General features: G+C 71.5%; 18 protein-coding genes and 1 pseudogene. 7 read left to right on the top strand and 12 right to left on the bottom strand.

All coding sequences use genetic code 11. The annotated features are described in order from the left end of the window. Positions 1–39 precede the first annotated feature (39 nt). The 3 genes from IE97_RS0107025 to IE97_RS0107015 all read right to left on the bottom strand — a co-directional run bounded on the left by IE97_RS0107025 (position 40) and on the right by IE97_RS0107015 (position 1,920). Positions 40–285: a hypothetical protein gene (locus IE97_RS0107025; protein WP_030233066.1), complete on the bottom strand. Its 246-nt coding sequence runs from the start codon at positions 283–285 to the stop codon at positions 40–42. 331 nt (positions 286–616) lie between these two features. Next, complete coding sequence (locus tag IE97_RS0107020; RefSeq protein ID WP_030233062.1) at positions 617–1,120, bottom strand: sigma factor-like helix-turn-helix DNA-binding protein; 504 nt, start codon at positions 1,118–1,120, stop codon at positions 617–619. Between the two features lie 293 nt (positions 1,121–1,413). Continuing rightward, complete coding sequence (locus IE97_RS0107015; RefSeq protein WP_030233058.1) at positions 1,414–1,920, bottom strand: MarR family winged helix-turn-helix transcriptional regulator; 507 nt, start codon at positions 1,918–1,920, stop codon at positions 1,414–1,416. 163 nt (positions 1,921–2,083) lie between these two features. On the opposite strand from IE97_RS0107015, the gene ilvA reads away from it, so the two are divergent. From ilvA to IE97_RS0107000, 3 genes and pseudogenes are all read left to right on the top strand, one after another. After that, a complete protein-coding gene (gene ilvA / locus IE97_RS0107010; protein ID WP_030233055.1) occupies positions 2,084–3,313 on the top strand; it encodes a threonine ammonia-lyase in 1,230 nt (409 codons plus the stop codon). Positions 3,314–3,463: 150 nt separating this feature from the next. Beyond that, positions 3,464–4,440, top strand: a pseudogene (locus IE97_RS38265) (ATP-binding cassette domain-containing protein). After that, on the top strand, positions 4,437–5,294 hold the full coding sequence (locus tag IE97_RS0107000) for an ABC transporter permease (protein ID WP_030233051.1): 858 nt from the start codon (positions 4,437–4,439) through the stop codon (positions 5,292–5,294). The pseudogene IE97_RS38265 and the gene IE97_RS0107000 overlap by 4 nt, the downstream one beginning before the upstream one ends. Before the next feature lie 58 nt (positions 5,295–5,352). Here IE97_RS0107000 and greA read toward each other — a convergent pair whose 3' ends face one another. Both greA and IE97_RS0106990 read right to left on the bottom strand, forming a co-directional pair. Beyond that, positions 5,353–5,850 (bottom strand): transcription elongation factor GreA, encoded by a 498-nt coding sequence (gene greA, locus IE97_RS0106995; RefSeq protein WP_030233047.1) that lies wholly within the window; start codon positions 5,848–5,850, stop codon positions 5,353–5,355. A gap of 176 nt (positions 5,851–6,026) precedes the next feature. Continuing rightward, on the bottom strand, positions 6,027–6,425 hold the full coding sequence (locus IE97_RS0106990; RefSeq protein WP_030233043.1) for a DUF4307 domain-containing protein: 399 nt from the start codon (positions 6,423–6,425) through the stop codon (positions 6,027–6,029). Between the two features lie 148 nt (positions 6,426–6,573). On the opposite strand from IE97_RS0106990, the gene mca reads away from it, so the two are divergent. Then, the gene (gene mca / locus IE97_RS0106985; RefSeq protein ID WP_078603117.1) at positions 6,574–7,455 is read left to right on the top strand and encodes a mycothiol conjugate amidase Mca; all 882 of its coding nucleotides are present in this window, start codon (positions 6,574–6,576) and stop codon (positions 7,453–7,455) included. Further along, positions 7,448–7,768: a hypothetical protein gene (locus tag IE97_RS0106980; protein WP_030233036.1), complete on the top strand. Its 321-nt coding sequence runs from the start codon at positions 7,448–7,450 to the stop codon at positions 7,766–7,768. The genes mca and IE97_RS0106980 overlap by 8 nt, the downstream gene beginning before the upstream one ends. 60 nt (positions 7,769–7,828) lie before the next feature. On the opposite strand, the gene IE97_RS0106975 is transcribed toward IE97_RS0106980, so the two are convergent. Next, complete coding sequence (locus tag IE97_RS0106975; RefSeq protein WP_030233034.1) at positions 7,829–11,026, bottom strand: tetratricopeptide repeat protein; 3,198 nt, start codon at positions 11,024–11,026, stop codon at positions 7,829–7,831. A gap of 214 nt (positions 11,027–11,240) precedes the next feature. On the opposite strand from IE97_RS0106975, the gene IE97_RS0106970 reads away from it, so the two are divergent. Next, positions 11,241–13,274 carry a thioredoxin domain-containing protein gene (locus IE97_RS0106970; RefSeq protein ID WP_030233032.1) on the top strand — a complete coding sequence of 678 codons (2,034 nt, stop codon included), beginning with the start codon at positions 11,241–11,243 and terminating at the stop codon, positions 13,272–13,274. Between the two features lie 79 nt (positions 13,275–13,353). On the opposite strand, the gene IE97_RS0106965 is transcribed toward IE97_RS0106970, so the two are convergent. From IE97_RS0106965 to trhA, 4 genes are all read right to left on the bottom strand, one after another. Next, positions 13,354–14,085, bottom strand: a complete 732-nt coding sequence (locus IE97_RS0106965) for a Mut7-C RNAse domain-containing protein (RefSeq protein WP_030233030.1) — start codon at positions 14,083–14,085, stop codon at positions 13,354–13,356. 69 nt (positions 14,086–14,154) lie between these two features. Continuing rightward, a complete protein-coding gene (locus IE97_RS0106960) occupies positions 14,155–14,790 on the bottom strand; it encodes a TetR/AcrR family transcriptional regulator (protein ID WP_030233028.1) in 636 nt (211 codons plus the stop codon). Positions 14,791–14,795: 5 nt separating this feature from the next. Continuing rightward, positions 14,796–14,999, bottom strand: coding sequence for a hypothetical protein (locus IE97_RS42805; RefSeq protein WP_030233025.1), 204 nt, complete (start codon positions 14,997–14,999; stop codon positions 14,796–14,798). Positions 15,000–15,129: 130 nt separating this feature from the next. After that, on the bottom strand, positions 15,130–15,843 hold the full coding sequence (trhA, locus tag IE97_RS0106950; RefSeq protein WP_030233020.1) for a PAQR family membrane homeostasis protein TrhA: 714 nt from the start codon (positions 15,841–15,843) through the stop codon (positions 15,130–15,132). A gap of 327 nt (positions 15,844–16,170) precedes the next feature. Here trhA and IE97_RS0106945 point away from each other — a divergent pair, with 327 nt between their 5' ends. Further along, positions 16,171–18,000: a phosphoenolpyruvate carboxykinase (GTP) gene (locus IE97_RS0106945; protein WP_030233017.1), complete on the top strand. Its 1,830-nt coding sequence runs from the start codon at positions 16,171–16,173 to the stop codon at positions 17,998–18,000. A gap of 492 nt (positions 18,001–18,492) precedes the next feature. On the opposite strand, the gene IE97_RS0106940 is transcribed toward IE97_RS0106945, so the two are convergent. Next, on the bottom strand, positions 18,493–18,915 hold the full coding sequence (locus IE97_RS0106940; RefSeq protein WP_030233012.1) for a hypothetical protein: 423 nt from the start codon (positions 18,913–18,915) through the stop codon (positions 18,493–18,495). Positions 18,916–19,053: 138 nt separating this feature from the next. After that, positions 19,054–20,265, bottom strand: coding sequence for a pyridoxal phosphate-dependent aminotransferase (locus IE97_RS0106935; protein ID WP_030233007.1), 1,212 nt, complete (start codon positions 20,263–20,265; stop codon positions 19,054–19,056). Positions 20,266–20,347 lie beyond the last annotated feature (82 nt).

Genomic DNA, 20,347 nt, shown 5'->3' with positions numbered 1-20,347 from the left:
CGCCTGATGCGGCACTAGGCACCGGAGCCCCGCGCGCGGTCACCAGCCGGTGAGGGGTGGGGTCGTCTCCGAGGGCGGCTCCACCCACGGGCGGGCCGTCAGTGCCCACACCGTGAACGCCACGACCGCCGCGAACACCAGCAGCCACAGCACGCGGCGGGCGAGCGCCCGGCGCCGCAGCATGCGTCCGCCCCGGCGCACGGCCTCCGAGTGGATCTCGGACGGCACGGGCCGCGGCGCCTGCTCCATGAGCCGCCGTATGGCGGCCTCACGATTCCCACTCATGTATGCCTCCGCTCGCCGGGGTGGCCCGCGTCGCGGGGGCCGGGGGCGTCGCTGCTTCCGGGTATGGAGTCTGGTGCGGCCGGGCGGGAGCCGGTGGTGCTGTTCGCTTCGCCTGCCGGGCGTCGGGCGTCGCTGCTTCCGGGTATGGAGTCTGGTGCGGCCGGGCGGGAGCCGGTGGTGCTGTTCGCTTCGCCTGCCGGGCGTCGGGCGTCGCTGCTCCCGGGTATGGAGCCCCGTGCAGTGGCGCTTTCGCCGGTCCTCCTCGCTCCGCTGCGCGGGCGTCGGGCGTCGCCGATTCCGGGTGTGGCGGGTCGTGCGCCGGTGGCGTTGCTCATGACGGCACCGCCTTCGCGGTCGACACCGCTGCTGCGGGGGTCCGGGACCGGTGCAGCAGGGTCGTCGTCGCCCGGTGGCAGATGGCCCGGACACGTTCCGCGGACAGGCCGAGCAGGGCCGCCGTCTGCTCCTCGCCGACGCCTTCGTAGAGCCTGAGCACCAGGATCAGCCGCTCCTGCGGGGTGAGCGGCGCCAGGGGGCTCGCGGGGTGCGGGCGGGAGCGGCCGACACCGCCGTACTGGTGCCACGCGCCGCGGGCGAAGCGGGTCGCCAGGTACTGGCGGGCGCGGTCGTACGGATCCTCGCCGCGCAGCCGGTCCCAGCACGCGTACGTATGAGCCAGCGACAGGGTCAGCAGGCGCCGGGCGCGCGGGTTGTCGTCCGGGGCCTCCGCGGTGAGCAGCGTGGCGGCGTGCAGCAGCCGCCCGGCCGCGCCCGCGACGAACGCCTCGAACTCCCGGGACCGACGCGTCGCCCGGGACGCATGCCGCTGTCGCACCGCACCTCCCGCCGGCCGGCGACCCTGTGGATGCGGGCCCGGCCGGACACGGACGCGACGCCCGCGTACGACGGGACCCGGTCTCATATCAGGCCAAGGGCGGCCCCGTGGTCAAGAGCCGCGCACAGGGTCGGCACAGCGGATGCCGCGGCCGGTACCGGCCCGGCCGCCCCGCTGCGGGGCCGCAACACCGAGTGGGGCAGCGGATGGCGCGGGCCGGGCGGAGGGCGACGCCGTCGGCGTGGGCCACCCGGCGGCCGGATCCGCGCCCGGAAGTCCGCGCCGAACCGTGTTCAGGAGCCGGACTGCGTCTCCGGCTCCGGCACCCCGGGCACCGCCATCCGGGCGGACAGCGCACTGTTGAAGCGCGTGAGGAGCGAGCAGAACGCCTCGCGTTCCTCCGGATTCCAGTCCTGGGTGAGTTCGGCCATCAACTGCCGCCGGGACGAGCGCACTTCCTCCAGCCGCGCCTGCCCACGCGGGGACAGCTGGAGCACCACCGCCCGCCCGTCCTCCGGGTGCGAGGTGCGCTTGACCAGACCGGTGTCGACGAGCGGAGCCACCTGCCGGGTGACCGTCGACGAGTCGATGCCCATGCTCGCGGCGAGCGCCTTGACGCCCATCGGGCCTTCCTTGTCGAGCCGGTTGAGCAGCAGGTACGCGGCGCGGTCCATGGAGTTGCGCACCTGCCCGACCCCGCCGAGCCGGGTCTGTTCGGCACGGCGGGCGAACAACGCCACCTCGTGCTGCAGCGTGTCGAGAAGACCGGTGTCACCGACGGTCGACATGTCCATCGACATTTCAGGTGTTGTGGGCATGGCCGGGGGCTCACTTCGTGGAGGGCTGGCTGATTGGGGGACAGGGTACGCGGCCGGGGGGCGGGCCGTACCGGGGCTGCGCAAAGCGGGTCTCGGAGCTTGGTCACAACGGCCGTTCCCGACCGTGAACTGCGATGCTGGAGTCATGAGCTACAGCACGGCTGACTCCTTGCGCCGCGTCACCCTCGACGACGTGCGCGGAGCGCAGAAGATGCTCTCGGACGTGGCGCGGGTGACCGCGATGGAGGGCAGCAGGCACCTGTCCCAGATGGTCGGCGCGCCGGTGCACCTCAAGTGCGAGAACCTCCAGCGCACCGGTTCGTTCAAGCTGCGCGGCGCATACGTCCGGATCGCCGGCCTGCTGCCCGAGGAGCGCGCCGCCGGTGTCGTCGCCGCGAGCGCCGGCAACCACGCGCAGGGCGTCGCGCTGGCGTCCACGCTGCTCGGCGTGCGGTCCACGGTGTTCATGCCGAAGGGCGCCCCGCTGCCCAAGGTCAGCGCCACCCGTGACTACGGGGCCGAGGTACGGCTGCACGGCCAGGTGGTCGACGAGACACTGGCCGCCGCACAGGAGTACGCGGCCGAGACGGGCGCGGTGTTCATCCACCCCTTCGACCATCCCGACATCATCGCCGGTCAGGGCACGGTCGGCCTGGAGATCCTCGAGCAGTGCCCCGAGGTGCGCACGATCGTCGTCGGCATCGGCGGTGGCGGGCTGGCCGCCGGGATCGCCGTGGCGGTGAAGGCTCTGCGGCCGGACGTGCGGATCGTGGGCGTCCAGGCGGAGGGCGCGGCGGCCTACCCGCCCTCGCTGGCGGCGGGCCGGCCCGTCACGGTCGAGAACCCGGCGACGATGGCCGACGGCATCAAGGTCGGCCGGCCCGGTGACGTGCCGTTCGGGATCGTCGGCGCGCTGGTCGACGAGGTGCGCACGGTCAACGAGGACGAGCTGTCCGCCGCGCTGCTGCTGTGCCTGGAGCGCGCAAAGCTGGTCGTGGAACCGGCCGGGGCCAGCCCGGTCGCGGCCCTGCTGAGCGAGCCCGGCTCCTTCGAGGGCCCGGTCGTGGCCGTCCTGTCCGGCGGCAACGTCGACCCGGTGCTGATGCAGCGGGTGCTGCGGCACGGCATGACCGCGCAGGGCCGCTACCTGGCCGTCCGGCTGCGGCTGACGGACCGCCCGGGCGCTCTCGCCACACTTCTGGGCGTGTTGTCAGTGGTCGACGCTAACGTCCTCGATGTGAGCCATGTACGGACCGACCCACGGCTCGGGCTCACGGAGGCGGAGGTCGAGCTGCACCTGGAGACGAAGGGCCCGGCGCACTGCGCCGAGGTGGGTCAGGCGCTGCGCGAGGCGGGCTACACGGTCATGGGCTGAGCCGGCGCGCCGGCCCGTCAAGATCCTTTCTCTCCCCGGAACGAGACGCGGAAAAACCGATTGTGAGACGCGATACATCGCGTTATGGTGTGTCGGTGCGACGCATCACTCACCACTTGTCCGGCGATCCCCGAAGACGTGGAGACTCATATGCCAGGCGCCATCTATGCCGAAGGTCTGGTCAAGACCTTCGGTGACGTCAGGGCCTTGGACGGCGTCGACCTCGACGTGCCCGAGGGCACGGTCCTCGGCCTGCTCGGGCCGAACGGCGCGGGCAAGACGACCACCGTCCGCTGCCTGACCACCCTGCTGCGGCCCGACAGCGGACGGGCCGTCGTCGCGGGCATCGACGTGCTGAAGCAGCCCGACGCCGTCCGCCGCTCCATCGGCCTGTCCGGCCAGTTCGCCGCCGTCGACGAGTACCTGACCGGCCGCGAGAACCTGCAGATGGTCGGCCAGCTCTACCAGATGAGGGCGAAGGCGGCGAAGGAGCGTGCGGCCGAGCTGCTGGAGCAGTTCCACCTCGCGGACGCCGCCGACCGCCCCACCAAGACCTACTCCGGAGGCATGCGCCGCCGGCTCGACCTCGCCGCGGCCCTCGTCGTCTCACCGCCCGTGATGTTCATGGACGAGCCGACGACCGGCCTCGACCCGCGCAACCGCCAGCAGCTGTGGGAGGTCATCAAGCAACTGGTCTCCGGCGGTACGACGCTGCTGCTGACCACCCAGTACCTGGAGGAGGCCGACCACCTCGCGCACGACATCGCGGTGGTCGACCAGGGCCGGGTCATCGCCCAGGGCACCTCCGACCAGCTCAAGGCCCGCACCGGCGGCGAACGCGTCGAGGTCGTGGTGCACGAGCGCGAGCACATGCGGACCGCCGCGGAGGTCCTCGCCGGGTTCGGCAAGGGCGACACCACGGTCGAGGAGCACATGCGCAAGCTCACCGTGCCCGTGACCGGCGGCGCCAAGCTCCTCGCCGAGATCATCCGCGACTGGACACGCGGGGCATCGAGATCGACGACATCGGTCTGCGCAGGCCGACCCTCGACGACGTCTTCCTGTCCCTGACGGGACACGTGGCCGAGGCGAAGGACGAGGACAACGCCAAGGAGGCCGTGAAGTGAGCGCCGTCACCGACGCCGTGCGGGTCGCGCCGGCCGCGAACCCGGTCAGCCAGTCGATCCGGGACTCGATGGTCGTGGCGAAACGCAACCTGATCCGCATGTCCCGGATCCCGGAGATGATCATCTACGGGCTGATCCAGCCGATCATGTTCGTGGTGCTGTTCACCTACGTCTTCGGCGGTTCCATGCAGATCGGCAGCAGCACCAGCGCCGCCGACTACAAGAACTTCCTGATGGCCGGCATCTTCGCGCAGACCGTCACGTTCGCCACCGCGAGTTCCGGCGCCGGCATCGCCGACGACATGCACAAGGGCCTCATCGACCGCTTCCGCTCCCTGCCCATGGCACGCGGCGCGGTGCTCACCGGACGCACCCTCGCCGACTCCGTGCAGACGGCCCTCACCCTGGTCGTCCTCGCGGTGGTCGCCCTCCTGGTCGGCTGGCGCGTCGGGTCGGACGGCGACACCAACGCCGCCAGGGTCCTCGCGGCCTTCGGCCTGCTGCTCCTGCTCGGCTACGCGTTCACCTGGATCGGCGCCCTGATCGGCATGTCCGTCCGGACCCCCGAGGCGGCCACGTCCAGCGGGCTGATCTGGCTCTTCCCGGTCACGTTCATCTCGAACGCGTTCGTGGACACCAGCCATATGACGCCCTGGCTGCGGCACATCGCCGAGTGGAACCCCTTCAGCGCCACGGTCCAGGCCTGCCGTGTGCTGTTCGCCAACCCGGGCCAGTCGGCGTCGGACGCCTGGCCCATGCAGCACCCCGTCTGGGCCTCGCTGATCTACTCGGTGCTGATCCTGGTCGTCTTCCGGACACTGGCGGTGCGCAAGTACCGGTCCGCGACGGCGTGACGATGCCCCCGGCGCCCTGAGGACGCCGGGGGCACGCCAAAGCTCGTTGGGGGGCCGGTCAGCCCTCGTACGGCTCGGCCTTGAGGATCTTGACCGAGGCCTTCTTGCCGTTCGGCAGCTCGTACTCCGCGTCCTCGCCGACCTTGTGGCCGATCACGCCGGTGCCCAGCGGAGACTGCGGGGAGTACGTCTCGATGTCGGCGCTCGCGTACTCGCGGGAGGCGAGGAGGAACGTCAGCGTGTCGTCCTCGTCGCCGTCGAACGCGATGGTGACGACCATGCCGGGAGCCACCGCACCATTCGCCGCAGGCGCTTCGCCGACCTTGGCGCTCTCGAGGAGCTGGGTGAGCTGGCGCACACGGAGTTCCTGCTTGCCCTGCTCCTCCTTGGCCGCGTGGTACCCGCCGTTCTCACGCAGGTCGCCCTCCTCGCGCGCAGCGGCGATCTTCGCGGAGATCTCCGCCCGCGCGGGACCAGTAAGGTACTCAAGCTCAGCCTTGAGCTTGTTGTACGCCTCCTGGGTCAGCCAGGTGACGTTCTCGCTGGTCTGGGTCACAGGTGCTCCTCGTAGGTACTGGGAATACAAAGCATCGCCCTACCCAGAAGCATGTTCCTTCACGGATGGGCGAAACCACGAGCCTAACAATTCAGGGGCCCAAGGGGGAGGACATAAGCGACCAGATTCACGTCAACGCAGGTCAGGCCCTACGTATTCCAGGTGACCTGTTGTCGTCAACCGGCGTGGCAGCCCAGTAGCTCGGCCGTCGTCCCCGGAGAGGTCGTACGCAGCGTGACGACCTTGTCGACGCGGGTGGCGTCCCCGTCGAAGCGGAAGTCGGCACGGCCCACCTCGGCGCCGTCCTCGGCCTGGGAGCGCACCGTGCAGTAGCCGTCCGTGCCGGCGTCCTTGCGGACCTCCAGGTGCACCCGCACGGACTCCTTGCCGGGCTCGAAGCTGATCACCTCGGCGCTGATCTCGTTCTTGGCGACGTAGTGGTAGCCGAACCAGCCGACGAGCCCCAGCAGCGCCGCGGCGAGGACGGCGCCGACGACCTTGAGCGTGCGGTCGGCGCGCTCGTCCGAGGTACGGCCGTACCGGCCCTCGGGCGGTCTCGTGCTCGCCGTCGTCATGATCGTCCTCCAGAACGGGGCCGGGACAAGCGTCCCGAAAAGGCTCCCGGGACCCGGTCCCGGAATTATTCGCCCTCCGGTTCGGTCACTATAGAAGCCGCTGATTGCGCCGACGCACACAGGGCGCCGACTTACTGAGGATTGAGTCTTGACTGACCAGTTGCGACTGATGGCCGTTCACGCCCACCCCGACGACGAGTCGAGCAAGGGCGCGGCGACCATGGCGAAGTACGTGTCCGAGGGGGTGGACGTGCTGGTCGTGACCTGCACGGGCGGGGAGCGCGGCTCCATCCTCAATCCGAAGCTGCAGGGCGACAAGTACATCGAGGAGCACATCCACGAGGTACGCAAGAAGGAGATGGACGAGGCCCGGGAGATCCTCGGCGTCAAGCAGGAGTGGCTCGGCTTCGTCGACTCGGGCCTGCCCGAGGGCGACCCGCTGCCGCCGCTGCCGGAGGGCTGCTTCGCCCTGGAGGACGTCGACCACGCGGCCGGCGAGCTGGTGCGGAAGATCCGCTCCTTCCGCCCCCAGGTGATCACCACCTACGACGAGAACGGCGGCTACCCGCACCCCGACCACATCATGACCCACAAGATCTCGATGGTGGCGTTCGAGGGCGCGGCGGACACCGAGAAGTACCCGGAGGCGGAGTACGGCCCCGCTTACCAGCCGCAGAAGCTGTACTACAACCAGGGCTTCAACCGCCCGCGCACCGAGGCGCTGCACCAGGCGCTGCTGGACCGGGGCCTGGAGTCGCCGTACGGGGAGTGGCTCAAGCGCTGGGACGAGTTCGGCCGCAACGAGCGCACGCTGACCACGCACGTCCCCTGCGCCGACTTCTTCGAGATCCGCGACAAGGCGCTGATCGCGCACGCCACGCAGATCGACCCGGACGGGGGCTGGTTCCGGGTGCCGATGGAGATCCAGAAGGAGGTCTGGCCGACGGAGGAATACGAGCTGGCGAAGTCCCTCGTCGATACCTCCCTCCCCGAGGACGACCTCTTCGCGGGCGTCCGCGACAATGCCTGACATGAGCGCAAGCGCAAGCCTGGCAATGACGCACCTCGTCTCCCTCGCCAAGGAGGTCGACGAGGACAAGGTCACCCCCGGCGTTCTCGGCTTCATCGTCTTCGCGGTGATGGCACTGGCGGTGTGGGGCCTGATGAAGTCGATGAACCGGCACATGAACCGGGTCGACTTCACCCAGGCCCCCGACCCGAAGGCCGAGCAGGCGGAATCCGGGCCTGCCGAGTCCGGGCCCGCCGAGTCCGGGCCCGCCGAGTCCGGGCCTGCCGAGTCCGCGGGCGCCGAGGCCTCCGGCCAGGGCAAGAAGCAGGGCTGACGCCCCTCACCGGGGCGAAACCCGTCGGTGGCCGTCCGCCGCCGACGGGTGCCGCATGCGCTACGCCTCCGGGTCCACCGGCACGCCCATCACCTCCCGCGCGTGCCGGCTGGGTGTCATCCCGAGCCCCCAGGCCTGCCACCCGGCCTCCAGGCTCACTCCCCGCTCCAGCAGCAGCGCCCAGGCGTCGATGTACTCGTCGAGCTTCTCGTCCCGCAGTGGATGGGCCGCCCGGGACAGCCGGGCCAGTTCCTCCTGGGCCACGGCCGTGCCGACCTCGAAGCCGCCGGGTGCCGCGTAGGGGAGGAGGGTGCAGCGCAGGAAGCGCGCCCAGTCCTCACCCCGGCGGTCCCCGTACGACGTGAAGAGCCCGACCGCCTCGTCACACAGGGCCAGCGCCTGCTGGGTGCGGGCGTTGCCCGCGTCCACGACCGCCAGTTCCAGGCAGGTCCAGGCCTCGCCGTGGGCGACACCGATGCGCTGGAAGTCGGCGCGGGCGTCGACCAGGAGCTGGCGGGCGAAGCCCGAGTTGCGCAGGGAGCCCGTCTGGGCCGCGCGCTGGTCACGGGTGACGCGGGCCGAGTGGTGGCGGGCGCAGGCCAGACCGTAGACGTCCCGCATCCGGGAGAACATCGTCCGGGAGCGTTCCAGCTCGCGGACCGCCTGGTCGAGGTCGCCCGTCTCCTCCAGCGCCTGGCCCAGGTAGTAGAGGGTCCAGGCCTCGCCGCGCGCGTCCTCGTTGTCCCGGTGCCGGGCGGCCGCCCCGCGCAGTTCCTCCACCGCGGGGGAGGCGTCCCCGTCGACCAGCCGGGCCCGGGCCAGCTGCGTCAGCGCCCAGGCCTCGCCACGGGCGTCGCGGGTCCGGCCGTACAGGTCGAGCGCCGCACGCAGCTCGGACTCGGCGCGCGGGACGTCGCCCATGCGCAGGCCCAGCTGACCGAGCTGGAAGTGGGCCCAGGCCTGACCGTGCACGGACTCGCCCCGGCGGTGCAGCACCAGGGACTCGGTCAGCAGCTCCAGAGCCTCCGCCACCCGGGCCCGGTCCCGCTCGACGGCCGCCAGGGCGTGCATCGTCCAGGCGCGGTCCGTCGCGAGCTCGGGTGGGGCCTGCAGCGTCAGGGCCTCGCGGAGCTTCGCCGACGCCTCCGTCAGATTGCCCTGGTGGTGCAGGGTGATGCCGAGGGAGCACAGGGCCCGGGCGGCCCCCGCGTCGTGGTGGGCCTCCCGGTACAGGTCGACGACCGAGGCGAGGGTCGTACGCGCCTTGTCCAGCTCGCCGAGCTGCCGCGCCGCGATACCGGTGCGCCACTGCACCGAGCGGACCAGCAGCCCCTCGTCGACCGCCTGCGCGAGTTCGCTGATCTCGCCCAGGCGGTACAGGTCGCCGCGCAGCAGGCAGTAGTCGCACAGGGCGCCCAGGAGGTTGAGGACCGCCGCCTGGTTCACGCCCTCGGCGTGCCGCAGCGCCGCCGTGATGAAGCTCGACTCGTCGTCCAGCCAGCGCAGCGCCTCGTCGAGGGAGGTGAAGCCGTACGGGCTGAAGCGGTTCGTGCGGGTCGACATGTTGCCGTCGACCATGCGCAGTACGGAGTCGGCCAGCTCGGCGTAGTTCACGATCAGCCGTTCCTGCGCCGCCGCGCGCTCGGCCGGGTCCTCCTCGTCGAGGAGCCGGGCCTGGGCGAAGACACGGACCAGGTCGTGGAGCCGGTATCGGTCACCTCGCACGGGGTCGATCAGGCCGGCGCGGCTCAGGGCCTGCAGATGGCGTGTGGCCTCCGCCTCGTCGGTGGCCAGCAGCGCGGCGGCCGCCGCCGCGCCGAGCGAGGCCCGGCCGGCCAGGGCGAGGCGGCGCAGCAGCCGCCGTACGGTCTCCGACTGGTCGGTGTAGCGCAGCCACAGGGCGCGCTCGACCGGCTCGACCGGCCCGTACGCGCCGAGGTCCGTGGCCAGCACGCGTGGGGAGCGCGGGCCGAGGCACGACCCCGCGACGCGCAGCGCCAGCGGCAGCCCGCCGCACAACTGCCGGACCCGGTCGGCGGACTCGGCGTCGTACGGCCCGGAACGGTCCTGCGCCACCGCGCCCAGCAGCTCCTCCGCACCCGCCGCGTCCAGCGGCTCCACCGCGAGCTGGTGCACCCGCGCGGGCAGGTCGCCCAGCTCCAGCGGGCCCCGCGCGGTCACCAGCACCAGACTGTCGGACCGCTCCGGTACCAGGGCGCGGACCTGCTCGGCGTCCGAGGCGTCGTCGAGGACGATCGTCACCGGCAGGCCCGTCAGATGCTGGTGGTACAGCTCGCTGAGCCGTTTGACCTGCTGGTCGGGGGAGGAACGCTCGCGGAACAGCAGCTGCTCACGGGGCGCGCCGAGCCGGTTGAGCAGGTGCAGCAGGGCGTTGCGGGTGGACAGCGGCGGCTCGCCCGGGCCTTCGGCACGCAGGTCGACAACGCAGGCGCCACGGAAGTAGTCCCTCAGATCGTGGGTGGCGTGCACCGCGAGGGTGGTCCGGCCGCTGCCGGGCGTGCCGTGCAGGACGACCACGGCCGGCTGGGTCCCCGCGCTCGCCCGGGCCGCCTGCACCCACTGCCGGATCTGCGCCAGCTCCCGCCGCCGCCCCGCGAACGGCTGAGCCGGCCCGGGAAGCTGCCCGAAGGACTGCTCCAGCACGTTGCGCCCGCGCGCCGCCGCGCTCTTGTCGGCGCCCCGCAGCCGCGGGCCCGTCTGCTTCGGCCCGGTGGACGCGGCGAGCACCCGCTGCTGGTCCAGGAACGGCCGGATGCCCCGCACCTCCAGCGCCGTCAGCCACTGCAGCCGCAGCTGCTGCGGACCGCCCGGCTGGCTCACGGCGCCGGCCCGGCGGTGCGCGGCCGGCAGATGCGAGCCGACCACCTTCACGACCGTCGCCGCGGCGCCGACGACCCCGACGGTCACGCCCGCGCCGACCGCCGTCCCGGCACCCGTGCCCAGGGCCAGGTCGGCCACGACCGCCGTGAGCGCCGCGACCCCCGCGACCAGCAGCGGCGTCCCGGCGCCCTCCCGGGCGTACCGCTGCCCGAAGGTCAGCTGTCCGGCCGCCGCCTCGTCCAGGGCCCGCGTGTAGGCCTCGTACTCCTCGGCCGCGCTCTGCGCCATCGCGTCGAGCGCTCCACGCGCCCGTGCGAGCAGCACTTTCCCGTCGGTGCGCCCGCCCGTGCGACGCACCTCTTCCTCCACGGCCCGCGCCAACAGCCGCTCGGCCTCCGCCCGATGACCGTCCCGCATGTCACGTCCCCCTCCGGCGAAACACCGTTTTCTGGTCGTTTCCTTGGTCAAGTGTGCTGTGGACGGCGCATCGGGGCGAGGGGGCGTGCCCGGACCGATTATGTGAAGAGGTTCGGGCGTTGGGGTGCGGCGCGAGCGTCGGCCGGGCGTCGGGAGCGGCGCCCGCGCGCCGCCTGACGCGTGCCGGGCGGGGTACTGCGGCAGGATGGACACCATGCCGAACCGACTGGCGCACGAGACGTCCCCCTACCTCCTGCAGCACGCCGACAACCCCGTCGACTGGTGGCCCTGGTCGGCGGAGGCCTTCGAGGAGGCCCGCAAGCGGAACGTGCCCGTGCTGCTCAGCATCGGTTACAGCAGTTGTCACTGGTGTCACGTGATGGCTCACGAATCCTTCGAGGACCAGCCAACCGCCGAGTACCTCAACGATCACTACGTGAGCGTGAAGGTCGACCGCGAGGAGCGCCCCGACGTCGACGCCGTCTACATGGAGGCCGTGCAGGCGGCGACCGGGCACGGCGGCTGGCCCATGACCGTCTTCCTCACCCCGGACGCCGAGCCGTTCTACTTCGGCACGTACTTCCCGCCCGCCCCGCGCCAGGGCATGCCCTCCTTCCGACAGGTGCTGGAGGGCGTGCACCAGGCGTGGGAGGAGCGGCGGGACGAGGTCACCGAGGTCGCCGGGAAGATCGTGCGGGACCTGGCCGGCCGGGAGATCTCCTTCGGTGACGACCGGACGCCCGGTGAGCAGGAGCTCGCACAGGCGCTGCTCGCGCTCACCCGCGAGTACGACCCGCAGCGCGGCGGCTTCGGCGGGGCGCCGAAGTTCCCGCCGTCGATGGTGCTGGAGTTCCTGCTGCGCCACCACGCCCGCACCGGCGCCGAGGGCGCCCTGCAGATGGCGAGCGACACCTGCGAGCGCATGGCCCGCGGCGGCATCTACGACCAGCTCGGCGGCGGCTTCGCCCGCTACTCCGTCGACCGCGACTGGATCGTGCCGCACTTCGAGAAGATGCTCTACGACAACGCCCTGCTGTGCCGGGTCTACGCCCACCTCTGGCGTGCCACCGGCAGCGAGCTCGCGCGCCGCGTGGCGTTGGAGACCGCCGACTTCATGGTGCGCGAACTGCGCACGAGTGAAGGCGGGTTCGCCTCCGCGCTGGACGCCGACAGCGACGACGGCACCGGCAGGCATGTCGAGGGCGCGTACTACGTGTGGACGCCGGAGCAGCTGCGCGAGGTGCTCGGCGAGGAGGACGCCGAACTCGCCGGCCAGTACTTCGGCGTGACCGAGGAGGGCACCTTCGAGCACGGCCAGTCGGTCCTCCAACTGCCTCAGCAGGACGGGGTGTTCGACGCCGAGAGGATCAGCTCGATCCGGGAGCGTCTGCTGGCGAGGCGGTCCGAGCGGCCCGCCCCCGGCCGGGACGACAAGGTCGTCGCCGCCTGGAACGGCCTCGCGATCGCCGCGCTCGCCGAGACCGGCGCCTACTTCGACCGGCCCGACCTCGTCGAGGCCGCTGTCGCCGCCGCCGACCTCCTTGTCCGGCTGCACCTCGACGAGCAGGCTCGCCTCACCCGCACCAGCAAGGACGGGCACGCGGGTGCCAACGCGGGTGTGCTGGAGGACTACGCCGACGTGGCGGAGGGCTTCCTCGCGCTGGCGTCCGTCACCGGGGAGGGGGTCTGGCTGGAGTTCGCCGGCTTCCTGCTCGACCATGTCCTGGTCCGTTTCACCGACTCGGAGTCGGGTGCCCTGTTCGACACCGCCGCCGACGCCGAGCGGTTGATCCGCCGCCCGCAGGACCCGACCGACAACGCCGCCCCGTCCGGCTGGACCGCGGCGGCGGGCGCCTTGCTGAGCTATGCCGCGCACACCGGCTCCGAGCCTCATCGCACGGCCGCCGAGAGGGCGTTGGGTGTCGTGAAGGCGCTCGGGCCGCGCGTGCCCCGCTTCATCGGCTGGGGGCTCGCCGCCGCCGAGGCGGTGCTGGACGGGCCGCGCGAGGTCGCCATCGTGGGACCGTCCCTCGATCACGAGGAGACGAAGGCCCTGCACCGCACGGCACTTCTGGGCACCGCGCCGGGTGCCGTGGTCGCCGTCGGCGCCCCGGAGAGCGACGAGTTCCCGCTGCTCAGGGACCGTCCGCTGGTCGGCGGTGAACCGGCCGCGTATGTCTGCCGCGATTTCACGTGCGACGCGCCGACCACGGACGTCGAACGTTTGCGTGCGGTGCTGGGCGACTGAAGAAGGGTGCGCCCGAAGGGGCGCGGGGAACTGCGCGACCAGCCACGACGGTCCCGCAGCTCCCCGCGGCTCTCAAGAATCAAGGGCGCTCCGCGCGGAGCGCGAGCGCCCGCTCCACGATCGCCTCCAGCTGCTCGTGGTGCGCCCCCTTCCAATACGCCCGGCCGCACTCCGCGCACCGAGCGAACACGTCATACGTCCGATGCGTGCCCTGTTCGAGCTGCTTCGCGACCTCGTCCTTGGAGGCCTCGCGGAGCACCCCGTTGCAGGCCGTGCACCGCGTCCACGGGAACAGCTCGGGATCGAACCGCTCCAGGACGTCACGCAGCTGTTCCTCGGGCCGGGTGCTGTACACGAACGCCCCCGCCCACAGCTCGCGCCTGCGCAGCAGCCCCCGGTCCCGGCTCAGCATGACCCGCTGCTCCGCCGCCGAACGAGCGGCCAGCGCCGGGTCGCCGATGTCGGTCGACTCGTAGGCCGTGTCCACGCCGAGGAGGCGCAGCCGGCGGGCCAGTGTGCCGAGGTGCACGTCGAGGAGGAACCGCAGAGGCGCGCCCGGCACCTGCTGGGGCCGGGCGACCGGCCGTACGGTCACCGACTCGCCGGCCGCCGGGACGTGTGAGACCGGCACCTCGCGGCCGTCCACGGCCAGCGCGCCCACCTCGGTCAGCGGTACGCCCAGCGACTCGATGACGTGGCCGAGGCTGGAGAGGCCGTCGGTGGCGGCCCGCACCGCGCCGTCCCGCCGGGCCCGGGGGACGAAGACGTGCAGCTCGGCTGCGAACTCGACGTGGATCTCGGGACCGTTCACCACGTCAGGATGTCACGGCGGCGGACTGCCGGGGTGGTGAGTTTTCCCGGACGGTGCCCCGTACCGGCCTCACCGGCGGGGCAGGTCCTTGAAGGTGGCGAGGGTGCGGTCGAGCAGCTCCGGCAGGTCCTGGCGGAAGTTCCCCTCGGCCCAGTACCGCGTGGCCTCCAGCAGGGCGCCCATGAGTCCCATGGCGTAGACCCGGACCTCCAGGTCGTTCTCGTCCCGGCCGGTGCGCTCGGCCAGGGCCCGGCACAGCAGGCGGCCGGTGACGGACATGCTCTCCAGCAGCCGGGAGCGCACCGCGGGCACGTCGGCCATGAGCCGGAACCGGAGCATCGTCTCGTCCGGCCCGGAGTCCGGGTTGTCGGCCAGGGCCAGGGTCATCGCCTCGCGGATCGCCCACCGCAGCGACTCCAGCACGGGCTCGTCGGCCGGGCGCTCGCGCAGCAGGTCCTCCAACACGGGGTCGTACTCGTCGGTGAGGACGATGTCCTCCTTGGTGGGGAAGTACCGGAAGACGGTGCTCGGTGAGACCTCGGCGCGCTCGGCGATCTGCTCGACGGTGGTGGCGTCGTACCCCTGCTCCCGGACCAGGGCGTAGGTGGCCTGCCTGATCGCGTGCCGGGTCTTGATCTTCTTGCGCTCCCGCAGGCCCAGAGGGCGGGCGGCCTCGGGAACAGGGGAGGTTCGCGCCGTGGTCATGTTGGTCATTGTCGGCCATGAGCCTGCTCGCGGACCACGTCCGGGGAGCCGGGCGCCGGGGCCGGGCGCCGGTCGGGCAGCAGCAGCGCCGTCAGCACCGCGGTCAGCAGAGCGGCGACCGCGCAGACCACCAGGACCGTGCCCATGCCGTCCACGTATGCCGCGTCGGCGGACCGGGCGAGCCCCGGCAGCCCCAGCCGCTCGGCCACGGCGTGCGCGCCGCTCAGCGACTCGTCGGCCGTGTTCGCCGCGCCGGCGGGGAGCCCGGTGGTGTCCAGCCGGCCGGCGTAGACATCCGCGAGCAGGCTGCCGTGGCCCGGTGCTGCCCCTCGGGTGGCGTCAGGCGTGCTGGTACGCCACCAGCGAGATCCCCACGTAGTGCGCGATGAAGGCCGCCAGGGTGAAGGTGTGGAACACCTCGTGGAAGCCGAACCAGCGCGGTGACGGGTTGGGTCGCTTGATCCCGTAGACCACGCCGCCCGCGCTGTAGAGCACGCCGCCGATGACGATCAGGACCAGGACGGCGATGCCGCCGGTCCGCATGAAGTCCGGCAGGTAGAAGACCGCTGCCCAGCCCATCGCGAGGTAGCACGGCGTGTAGAGCCAGCGCGGGGCGCCGACCCAGAAGACGCGGAAGAGGATGCCGGCCGCCGCGGCGGCCCAGATGCCCCACAGCAGCCACTGGCCCTTGGCGCCCGGCAGGAGCAGCATGGTCAGCGGCGTGTACGTGCCCGCGATGATCAGGAAGATGTTGGCGTGGTCCAGTCGGCGCAGGACGCCGTCCATGCGCGGGCTCCAGTCGCCCCGGTGGTACAGCGCGCTCACGCCGAACAGCAGGCAGGCGGTCAGCGCGTAGACACCGCAGGCGATGCGCCCTCTGGTCGAGTCGGCGAGGGCGGTCAGCACCAGGCCCGCGACGAGGGCGGCCGGGAACATGCCGAGGTGCAGCCAGCCGCGGAGCTTGGGCTTCACGGGGTGTGGCAGGGAGAGCGCCTGCGGACCGCTGCCGTCGGCCGGCGTGTCCGTGGGCGCGTCGGGGACGAACGCAGTCATGGCCGAATGGTAGCTACGGAACCGTAAGTGACGTATCAGTCGCGCTGATTGACCGGCGAAGAGTGGCCATCCTCTCACCCTGGCAGACCGGTGGTTACGCAAACGGACGGTCAGGTGAACCCAACGTGCACGCAAAGCGGGCGCGAGAAACCGTGGCGATCCTCACGTCGCTCACCTGTGCGCTCCTCTGGACAGATGGGCGCGAGCGTCGGATGATCAAATGAGTGCGGTCGGCACCGGATGAGCGCCGAGCTCCACGTGAAGCATCCGGGTCGCAGCCCCCACGGGGCCTCCAAAGTCAAAAAAATCCCTCATTTAGGAGCAATCGTGGCGCGCGACATCGCGGCTCCCACCGTCCCCACCACTCATCAGGGGCTGATCTCGTGGGTGAACGAGATCGCCGAACTGACCCAGCCGGACAACGTGGTCTGGTGTGACGGATCCGAGGCCGAGTACGAGCGACTGTGCGAGGAGCTCGTCCAGAAGGGCACCTTCCGGAAACTCGACCCGATCAAGCGCCCCCACTCCTACTACGCCGCCTCCGACCCCACCGACGTCGCGCGCGTCGAGGACCGGACGTTCATCTGCTCCGAGAAGGAGGAGGACGCCGGCCCCACCAACCACTGGAAGGCCCCCGCCGAGATGCGGGAGATCTTCCAGGGCTCCGGGGGCCAGGGCGGTCTGTTCCGCGGTTCGATGCGGGGCCGGACCATGTACGTCGTGCCCTTCTGCATGGGCCCGCTCGGTTCGCCGCTGTCCGCGCTCGGTGTGGAGATCACCGACTCGGCGTACGTCGCGGTCTCCATGCGCACCATGACCCGCATGGGACAGCCCGTGCTGGACGAGCTCGGCGACGACGGCTTCTTCGTCAAGGCCGTGCACACCCTGGGCGCCCCGCTGGAGCCCGGCCAGGAGGACGTCCCCTGGCCCTGCAACCAGACCAAGTACATCTCGCACTTCCCCGAGGATCGCGAGATCTGGTCCTTCGGCTCCGGCTACGGCGGCAACGCCCTGCTCGGCAAGAAGTGCTACGCCCTGCGCATCGCGTCCGTCATGGCGCGTGACGAGGGCTGGCTGGCCGAGCACATGCTGGTCCTGAAGCTGACCCCGCCGCGCGGCGAGGCCAAGTACGTCGCCGCGGCCTTCCCGAGCGCCTGCGGCAAGACCAACCTCGCCATGCTGGAGCCGACCATCCCCGGCTGGACGGTGGAGACCATAGGCGACGACATCGCCTGGATGCGCTTCGGCGAGGACGGCCGGCTCTACGCCATCAACCCCGAGGCCGGCTTCTTCGGTGTCGCGCCCGGCACCGGCGAGCACACCAACGCCAACGCGATGAAGACGCTGTGGGGCAACTCCGTCTTCACCAACGTCGCCCTCACCGACGACAACGACGTGTGGTGGGAGGGCATGACGGAGGAGGCCCCGGCCCACCTCACGGACTGGAAGGGCAACGACTGGACCCCGGACTCCGGCGTCCCGGCCGCCCACCCCAACGCCCGCTTCACCGTCCCGGCCTCGCAGTGCCCGATCATCGCGCCGGAGTGGGAGGACCCCAAGGGCGTGCCGATCTCGGCGATCCTCTTCGGCGGCCGCCGCGCCACGGCCGTGCCGCTGGTGACGGAGTCCTTCGACTGGAACCACGGCGTCTTCCTCGGCGCCAACGTGGCTTCCGAGAAGACCGCCGCAGCCGAGGGCAAGGTCGGCGAGCTGCGCCGCGACCCGTTCGCGATGCTGCCGTTCTGCGGCTACAACATGGGCGACTACATGGCCCACTGGGTCGACGTGGCCAAGGGCAAGGACCAGTCGAAGCTGCCCAAGATCTACTACGTCAACTGGTTCCGCAAGGACGACGAGGGCAAGTTCGTCTGGCCCGGTTTCGGTGAGAACTCCCGCGTCCTGAAGTGGATCGTGGGCCGCCTGGACGGCACGGCCGAGGGCGTCGAGACCCCGATCGGCATCCTGCCGACCAAGGACGCCCTCGACACCGACGGCCTGGAGCTGGCCGACTCCCAGCTGGAGTTCCTGCTCACGGTCGACAAGGAGGTCTGGCGCGAGGAGGCCGCCCTGGTCCCCGACCACCTCAACACCTTCGGCGACCACACCCCGAAGGAGCTGTGGGACGAGTACCACGCGCTGGTGCGGCGCCTGGGCTGAACCCCACCCCGACTCCGCGGCCGGTCAGGACCGGGATGTGCCCTGACCAGCGATCGTCACGTCACGACCGGCCGCGGAACACACCGGCGGGCCCCGCACAACGGCGTGCGGGGTTCCGGGCCGTCACCGCTCTCCGTCCGCCCCGACGGGGCCGGCGGCGACAGGCTCACTCCCGCCCCCTCGGCGCGGCTCGCCCAGCGGGCTCACGAACGTGCCCGGGGATGACGGAGCGCTCCGGCCGACGGCCCACGTCTGCCGGAGCGCTCGGTCTTTTCCCGGCGGCCATGAACCTCGGGCACCTGCAACGTCTGCGTCGCGTCCTGGAGTTGCCGGAGTCGCTGGAGTCGAGAGGCGTGGACACCAGCCGATCCAGACCCGCCTGCGACCTGCGACGGCTGTACCACGGTTTCTGAATCGAACATGGTGGCACCCGGCCCGCGCGTCGCTGCGGGTGCGCGCGGACCGGGGCCGTCAGGGGGAGCCCGACGGGGCTCAGTGGGACGCGAGTTCGCGCGGCTCCAGAGCCGCCGTGTGGGCGTCCATCCGCTCGGCGGCCAGGATCGCGGCCGCCGTGTCGGCGCGGGAGGCGGCGACGACCAGCGCACGGCCCGCCAGGGCGTGCGCCCGCCGGTGCAGGGCCGCGGCGCCGCGCTCGCGCCGGGTGCCGCTCAGCGGGGCGCGGGCCGGGGTCCGTCCCCCGCGCAGCCGGGCCACCTGCTCCGCGAGCCGTTCCGCCGCGGTGTCCAGGTCGGCGGAGGCCTCCGTCGACCGCAGCTCGTCCGTGACGGCGAGCAGGGCGGCGAGATGCCCCGCGAGCTGGATGTCCAGCTCTTCCTCACGCGAACGGTGCGGGAAGTCGGGGCTCGGGCCGTCCACCGTGCTGTGGACCGACTTGGTGCGGATCGGTTCGTACATGGGAGGGCCTCCTGAGCTCTTGCAGGAAACCATCCTAGCTTAGATTTCGTCTAAAGTTGAGTTGTTCACAAAACCGGACCGCCTGCGCACATAGTGTGAGCAGGCGGTCCGTGGTCGTCCGTGATGCGGGGCGGCGGGTCAGGTCTGGCTGTAACCGTCCAGGAACCGGCCGATGCGGCCCACCGCGTCCCGCAGGTCGGTGGCCGTCGGCAGGGTCACGACCCGGAAGTGGTCCGGCTCCGGCCAGTTGAAGCCGGTGCCCTGGACGACCATGATCTTCTCGCGCCGGAGCAGGTCGAGGACCATCCGCCGGTCGTCCTTGATCTTGAAGACCTTGGGGTCGAGGCGCGGGAAGAGGTACAGCGCCCCCTTCGGCTTCACGCAGGTCACGCCCGGGATCTGGGTCAGCAGCTCGTAGGCGATGTCCCGCTGTTCGCGGAGCCGGCCGCCCGGCAGGACCAGGTCGTTGATCGTCTGCCGTCCGCTCAGCGCGGCGACGACGCCGTGCTGCCCCGGCATGTTGGCGCACAGCCGCATGTTCGCCAGGATCGTCAGACCCTCGATGTAGGAGTCGGCGTGCGCGCGCGGCCCGGAGATCGACATCCAGCCCACCCGGTAACCGGCCACCCGGTACGCCTTCGACATGCCGTTGAAGGTGAGGGTCAGCAGGTCGGGGGCGACGGCGGCGGTCGGGGTGTGCACGGCCTCGTCGTAGAGGATCTTGTCGTAGATCTCGTCCGAGCAGACCAGCAGGTTGTGGCGGCGGGCGATGTCGGTGAGCCCCTTGATCATCGCCTCGTCGTAGACGGCGCCGGTCGGGTTGTTCGGGTTGATGATCACGATCGCCTTGGTGCGGTCCGTGACCTTGCGCTCGACGTCGGCGAGGTCCGGCATCCAGTCGGACTGCTCGTCGCAGCGGTAGTGCACGGCGGTGCCGCCGGACAGGGAGACGGCGGCGGTCCACAGCGGATAGTCCGGGGCGGGTACGAGGACCTCGTCCCCGTCGTCCAGCAGGCCCTGCATCGCCATCACGATCAGCTCGGAGACGCCGTTGCCGATGAAGACGTGCTCGACGTCCGTCTCGATGCCGAGGGTCTGGTTGTGCATGACCACGGCTCGGCGCGCGGCCAGCAGTCCCTTCGCGTCCCCGTAGCCATGGGCCGAGGACACGTTCCGCAGGACGTCCTCCAGGATCTCGGGCGGACACTCGAAGCCGAACGCGGCCGGGTTTCCGGTGTTCAGCTTGAGGATCCGATGCCCGGCCGCCTCCAGCCGCATCGCCTCCTCGAGCACCGGCCCCCGGATCTCGTAACAGACGTTGGCGAGCTTGGTCGACTGGATCACCTGCATATCTGGGAGCTTACGGCCCGGTAACGCCTCGCGGGTCGTGTTTTCCGCCACGTGAGACGCGTCGGTTTGAGTGGATATCGCC

Source organism: Streptomyces sp. NRRL S-455, assembly GCF_000717875.1.
Taxonomy (GTDB): Bacteria; Actinomycetota; Actinomycetes; order Streptomycetales; family Streptomycetaceae; genus Streptomyces.
Note: the sequence above shows the minus strand (reverse complement) of the source record. Positions and strands in the feature narration are given on the sequence as shown.

Excerpts from the sequence above, each read along its gene's own strand:
- IE97_RS0107015 (WP_030233058.1), bottom strand. The coding sequence starts at position 1,920 with ATGTCGATGGACATGTCGACCGTCGGTGACACCGGTCTTCTCGACACG.
- IE97_RS0106940 (WP_030233012.1), bottom strand. The coding sequence starts at position 18,915 with ATGTACGAACCGATCCGCACCAAGTCGGTCCACAGCACGGTGGACGGC.
- IE97_RS0106980 (WP_030233036.1), top strand. The coding sequence starts at position 7,448 with ATGCCTGACATGAGCGCAAGCGCAAGCCTGGCAATGACGCACCTCGTC.
- IE97_RS0106990 (WP_030233043.1), bottom strand. The coding sequence starts at position 6,425 with ATGACGACGGCGAGCACGAGACCGCCCGAGGGCCGGTACGGCCGTACC.
- IE97_RS0106960 (WP_030233028.1), bottom strand. The coding sequence starts at position 14,790 with ATGACCACGGCGCGAACCTCCCCTGTTCCCGAGGCCGCCCGCCCTCTG.
- IE97_RS0106975 (WP_030233034.1), bottom strand. The coding sequence starts at position 11,026 with ATGCGGGACGGTCATCGGGCGGAGGCCGAGCGGCTGTTGGCGCGGGCC.
- IE97_RS0107025 (WP_030233066.1), bottom strand. The coding sequence starts at position 285 with ATGAGTGGGAATCGTGAGGCCGCCATACGGCGGCTCATGGAGCAGGCG.
- trhA (WP_030233020.1), bottom strand. The coding sequence starts at position 15,843 with ATGACTGCGTTCGTCCCCGACGCGCCCACGGACACGCCGGCCGACGGC.
- IE97_RS0106935 (WP_030233007.1), bottom strand. The coding sequence starts at position 20,265 with ATGCAGGTGATCCAGTCGACCAAGCTCGCCAACGTCTGTTACGAGATC.
- ilvA (WP_030233055.1), top strand. The coding sequence starts at position 2,084 with ATGAGCTACAGCACGGCTGACTCCTTGCGCCGCGTCACCCTCGACGAC.
- IE97_RS0106970 (WP_030233032.1), top strand. The coding sequence starts at position 11,241 with ATGCCGAACCGACTGGCGCACGAGACGTCCCCCTACCTCCTGCAGCAC.